The sequence below is a fragment of the Streptomyces bohaiensis genome, assembly GCF_012033785.1.
Classification (GTDB): Bacteria; Actinomycetota; Actinomycetes; order Streptomycetales; family Streptomycetaceae; genus Streptomyces; species Streptomyces bohaiensis.
The window spans coordinates 1-4579 of the sequence record NZ_JAAVJC010000335.1 but is presented as its reverse complement, the minus strand read 5'-3'; the positions used below and the strand labels follow the sequence as shown (position 1 = coordinate 4579).

At 73.3% G+C, this 4579-nt stretch carries 6 protein-coding genes; 3 read left to right on the top strand and 3 right to left on the bottom strand.

The genetic code is table 11. The features are described from left to right. A partial coding sequence (locus HCN52_RS22065; RefSeq protein WP_512700789.1) for an MBL fold metallo-hydrolase occupies positions 1–628 on the bottom strand: 628 nt, incomplete at its 3' end. Positions 629–707: 79 nt separating this feature from the next. Between HCN52_RS22065 and HCN52_RS22060 the strand changes: the two genes are divergently transcribed. Next, complete coding sequence (locus HCN52_RS22060) at positions 708–914, top strand: hypothetical protein (protein WP_168090196.1); 207 nt, start codon at positions 708–710, stop codon at positions 912–914. Between the two features lie 54 nt (positions 915–968). Here HCN52_RS22060 and HCN52_RS22055 read toward each other — a convergent pair whose 3' ends face one another. Both HCN52_RS22055 and HCN52_RS22050 read right to left on the bottom strand, forming a co-directional pair. Next, a complete protein-coding gene (locus HCN52_RS22055; RefSeq protein ID WP_168090195.1) occupies positions 969–2018 on the bottom strand; it encodes a S1C family serine protease in 1050 nt (349 codons plus the stop codon). Between the two features lie 261 nt (positions 2019–2279). After that, positions 2280–2870 carry a DUF3043 domain-containing protein gene (locus HCN52_RS22050; RefSeq protein ID WP_168090194.1) on the bottom strand — a complete coding sequence of 197 codons (591 nt, stop codon included), beginning with the start codon at positions 2868–2870 and terminating at the stop codon, positions 2280–2282. Positions 2871–3221: 351 nt separating this feature from the next. Between HCN52_RS22050 and HCN52_RS22045 the strand changes: the two genes are divergently transcribed. Together HCN52_RS22045 and pspAA are read left to right on the top strand one after the other, a co-directional pair. Beyond that, positions 3222–4007: a PspA/IM30 family protein gene (locus tag HCN52_RS22045; RefSeq protein ID WP_167932101.1), complete on the top strand. Its 786-nt coding sequence runs from the start codon at positions 3222–3224 to the stop codon at positions 4005–4007. Between the two features lie 34 nt (positions 4008–4041). Further along, a complete protein-coding gene (gene pspAA, locus HCN52_RS22040; protein WP_167932102.1) occupies positions 4042–4338 on the top strand; it encodes a PspA-associated protein PspAA in 297 nt (98 codons plus the stop codon). The last annotated feature ends 241 nt before the right edge of the window (positions 4339–4579 follow it).

Sequence of the window (4579 nt, the reverse complement as noted above, 5' to 3'; positions counted from 1 at the left end):
GCGCCGTGCCGTCCGGCACGGCGCGCGCCCCCGCGGCGGCGAGCCGCCGCACCAGCTCCGGCCCGTCCGGCGCGTCGTGGCCCAGGTGGACGGCGACGATGTCGGTGGTCCAGTCGACGGCGTGCGCCGCCCGCAGCCGCGCCAGCGCGTCGGGTCGCCCGACCACGTCGAGCAGCACCAGGTCGTAGGGGCCCTCGGTGTCCTCGGCGAGTCCCGCGGGGCCGCCGCCGGGCGGCAGGTAGAGCAACCGGCGGCCGTCCGGGCCCGTCACCTCGTACCCGGTACCCGGCGCGTCCAGGGCGACGGCGCGTACCCGGTGGCCACCCAGCAGCGTCAGCTCCCGGCGGTCCGGCACCCGAACGGGTGGCGGCAGGTCGTCGGGGAACTCGATCGCCGGCCCGTCGTGCGGATGAGTGAGCAGCACCTGACGTACCGCGTGGAGGGAGCGGCCGGCGCGGGCCGCCGCCATGGCTGCGCCCGGGGTGAGGTCGAGCAGCAGCTCCTGGTCGATCAGGACCGAGGTGGCGGCGCGGTGACGGCCGGACGCGGCGCGGGAGCAGGCGGCGCACGGGCAGTCCGGGCGGGGCAGGCCCGCCGGGTCGCCGGTGCCGAGCAGAGTGACGTCCACCCCTCGATGGTCTCGTCTTCCGGCTCGATCGCACCCGGAGCGTTAGGCTTCCGTCTCCGGCGATCTTCTGGAGGCGGCTGTGGCGTGGGAATGGCGGTTCGAGAAGCTGGACGGTTCGGAGGTCGCGCCCGGTGAGCCGCCGGGCGACTTCACGACGCAGGGCGACGCCGAGACCTGGATCGGTGAGGCGTGGCAGGACCTGCGGGACCAGGGCGTCGACCAGGTGACGCTCAGCGAGGACGGCAGTGTGGTCTACGGGCCGATGAGCCTGCACGAGGCCGGCTGACCCGCCGTGGCCCTCCCGCCGCGGCGGGAGGGGCACGCAGCGCGCCGCTCCGACTCAGGCGTCGTCGAGGGTGGCCTCGGCGGACTCCTCGGAGCCGTCCCGCTCCCAGACCACGTCGACCGTGTCGTCCGGTTGCTGCGAGGCCAGCGCCTCCGCCAGGGACACCACATCGGTGACCTGCTCGTCCGCGACGGCGACGATGACATCACCCGGCCGGAGTCCGGCGTCGTCCGCCGGCCCGCCGCCCACCACGCTCACCACGGCCGCGCCCACCGGCCGGAACCCCTCGCCGAGCACGGTGCGCACGGTGACGCCGAGCGCGGCGCGCCCGGAGTCGGTGACCTCGCCGTTCTCGATCATCTGGTCCGCCAGCGAGGTCACGCTCGCCGACGGGATGGCGAACCCGATCCCCGCGGCCTGCCCGCCGCCGTCCGGTTCGCGGGCGCCGATGGTCGGGATGCCGATCACCTCGCCGGAGAGGTTGACCAGCGCGCCGCCGCTGTTGCCCGGGTTGATCGGCGCGGAGGTCTGCACGAGGTTGCTCAGCGTCGTCCCGCCCTCGCCCTCGCTGAGCGAGCGGCCGACCGCCGAGACGATGCCCTGGGTGACGCTGGAGTCGAGCCCCAGCGGGTTGCCCATGGCCAGGACCATCTGCCCCACCCGCACCTCGGAGGAGTCCCCGAACGAGGCCGGGTCGAGGTCGTCGGGGGTCTCGCGGAGCCGGACGACGGCGAGGTCCTGCGGCGCGTAGGTGGCGACCACCTCCGCCGGCAGCGGCCGGCGGTCGGTGGCGAGCAGGATCTCGACCTCGTCGGACTCGCCCACCACGTGCGCGTTGGTGACGATGTGGCCCCGGTCGTCGTAGACGACGCCCGACCCCAGGCCGTCCTGGGTCGTGATCTGGACGACGGACGGCAGCACCTCGGTCACCACGTCCTGGAACGTCTTGTCGATAGCCGCCGCCTCGGCGCTCGCGACGGCGTCGCCGGCGTCGGCGATGCCGAGGTCGGCCCGGCCGCCCTCGCCGGAGCAGGCAGACAGCAGTGCCGCCGCGCAGAGCACGGCGGCACCGGTTGCGAAGGTGTTCCCTCGGGCGTGGATCATGCGGCGATTCTCACCCGCAGCACGGCGCTGGAGCGGGATTGACCGTTACGCCCCCCGGGTGACCTCAGAGCGTGCTTGAGATCCCGCGTCGGATCAGCCCGCGGCGTCGGATGCGGTCAGCTGCAAGGCGGAGGGGCGCCCCTCATACCGGGTTGTATTCGGGCGTCTCCGACAACGCAGCAGATGGCCGTAGCCGGCGTCGCGGGCCCGGCGTGGGGTCTCAAACACGCGCTCAGGGGCGCGGCGCTCCGGCCGAGGGGCTCAGCGCGGCTGCTCGCCGCGCTTGAGCTGCGGCTTGGGCAGCCGCATGCGGCGCATCTGGAGGGTCCGCATGATCGCGTAGGCGCGGGCGCCCTTGTGGGACTCGTCGGGGAACCGCTCGCGCAGCTGCTTCTTCAGCCGCACGCCCGTCACCACCCAGTCGGTGACCATCATGACGATCACACCCATCCAGAGCAGCAGCGAGGCCGCCTGCTGGGCCGGGAACATGCTCATCACGAGGATGACCACCGCGATCGGCAGGAAGTACTCCGAGACGTGCCACTTGGAGTCCACGAAGTCACGGGCGTACCGGCGCACCGGACCCCGGTCGCGCACCGGGAGGTGGCGCTCCTCGCCCGAGATCAACGCCTCCCGCTGCTTGGCGAGCGCCGTGCGCCGCGCCTCCCGGGCACGCTTGGCGGCCTCCTTGCGGCTGGTCGGCGGCTTCACGGTCGCGCGGCGCAGCGCCTGGGCCTCGCTGCGCTTGGGCGTCGGCCGGCCCTTGGGCGCCTGCGGGTCGCGGACCTGCGCCTCGTCCTGCGCGGTCTCGGCGGCGGCCTGCTTGGTCTCATTCGAACGGCTTCGGAACACCCCCCCAGCCTACGGCTTCGTCGGCTTCCGGCTAAGCCCCCGTACCCCGGGGGTGACCCGGATGTTCCCGATCCGAGACCTCCCGGTCCCGCCGCGGCCGTCCCGTGCCGACCCCCGGGGGCCGCTCGGCGGGCCCCGGCGCGACGAGGGCGGGAACGCGTGCGCCGCCGCCGGGAACCGTGCGGGCCGGGGCGGTGTCCCTAGTCCCTGAGCCGTAGCGAACGCCCTCCACCTCGTCCTCACGAAGGACGACGATCATGGACGGGTGGTGCGCTAATGGAGGCGGGACCCGTAGGCTAGAGGTCACCTGGCGATTTATCCGGAGCAGTCTGAAGGGGGCGCGCGAGGCCCATGAGCGGTGTCATGAAGCGGATGGGGATGATCTTCCGCGCGAAGGCCAACAAGGCCCTGGACAGGGCCGAGGACCCGCGCGAGACGCTCGACTACTCGTACCAGAAGCAGCTGGAACTGCTGCAGAAGGTACGGCGCGGGGTGGCGGACGTCGCCACCTCCCGCAAGCGGCTGGAGCTGCAGCTGAACCAGCTGCGCGGCCAGTCGGACAAGCTGGGGGAGCAGGGCAAGAAGGCCCTCGCCCTCGGTCGTGAGGACCTGGCCCGTGAGGCGCTGACCCGTCGGTCGGCGCTCCAGCAGCAGGTCTCCGACCTGGAGACGCAGCACCAGACGCTCCAGGCCGAGGAGGACAAGCTCACCCTCGCCGCGCAGCGGCTGCAGGCCAAGGTGGACGCCTTCCGCACCAAGAAGGAGACCATCAAGGCCACCTACACCGCGGCGCAGGCGCAGACCCGCATCGGTGAGGCCTTCTCCGGCATCTCCGAGGAGATGGGCGACGTCGGCATGGCGATCCAGCGTGCCGAGGACAAGACCCAGGAGCTCCAGGCGCGTTCCGGTGCCATCGACGAGCTGCTGGCGTCCGGTGCGCTCGACGACCCGACCGGCACCTCCAAGGACGACCTGACCGCCGAGCTGGACCGCATCTCCAGCGGCTCGGACGTCGACCTGGAGCTGGAGCGCATGAAGGCCGAACTCGCCGGCGGCACCACGCCGCAGGCGCTGGAGGGCGGCACCGGGGGCGTGCAGGACCCGAGGCAGGACACCCCGAAGTTCGACAAGCAGTAGCCCTGCCCGACACGGTTGTTACAAGGAGTACGGAGTGATCGTACGGATCATGGGGGAGGGGCAGGTCCGGCTGGACGACAGCCACTTCCCCAAGCTGAACGAGCTCGACGACGAGCTGATGGCCGAGGTCGAGCAGGACGACAAGGAGGGCTTCCGTCGGACGCTCGCCGCCCTGCTCGACGCGGTCCGCACCATGGGGGCGCCCCTGCCCGACGACGCGCTGGAGCCGTCGGAGCTGATCCTCCCGGCGCCCGACGCGACGATCGAGCAGGTCCGGGCCATGCTGTCGGACGACGGCCTCATCCCGGACGAGTACCCCGCCAAGCCCTGAGGCTCCCGGCCGGGGACCGCGGGTCGGCCCCGCCGCCCGCACCGCACCATCAGCCGCGCGCCCCGTCCCTCCTCGTGAGGGCCGGGGCCCGCGGCTCGTTGTCGCCTCCGTCCCCCGCTTCCTGCCGGCGGCCCGGGGGCCGTGGCGCGCACAGGCTCTAGGCTTGCGGCGTGAGCGCTCCGCAGACCGCCCCGCCGCGCGGTACCGCCCCCGCCCCCGAGCCGCTTCGCACCGGCCCCCT

Coding starts and splice junctions, on each gene's coding strand:
- HCN52_RS22055 (WP_168090195.1), bottom strand. CDS start 2,018: ATGATCCACGCCCGAGGGAACACCTTCGCAACCGGTGCCGCCGTGCTC.
- HCN52_RS22045 (WP_167932101.1), top strand. CDS start 3,222: ATGAGCGGTGTCATGAAGCGGATGGGGATGATCTTCCGCGCGAAGGCC.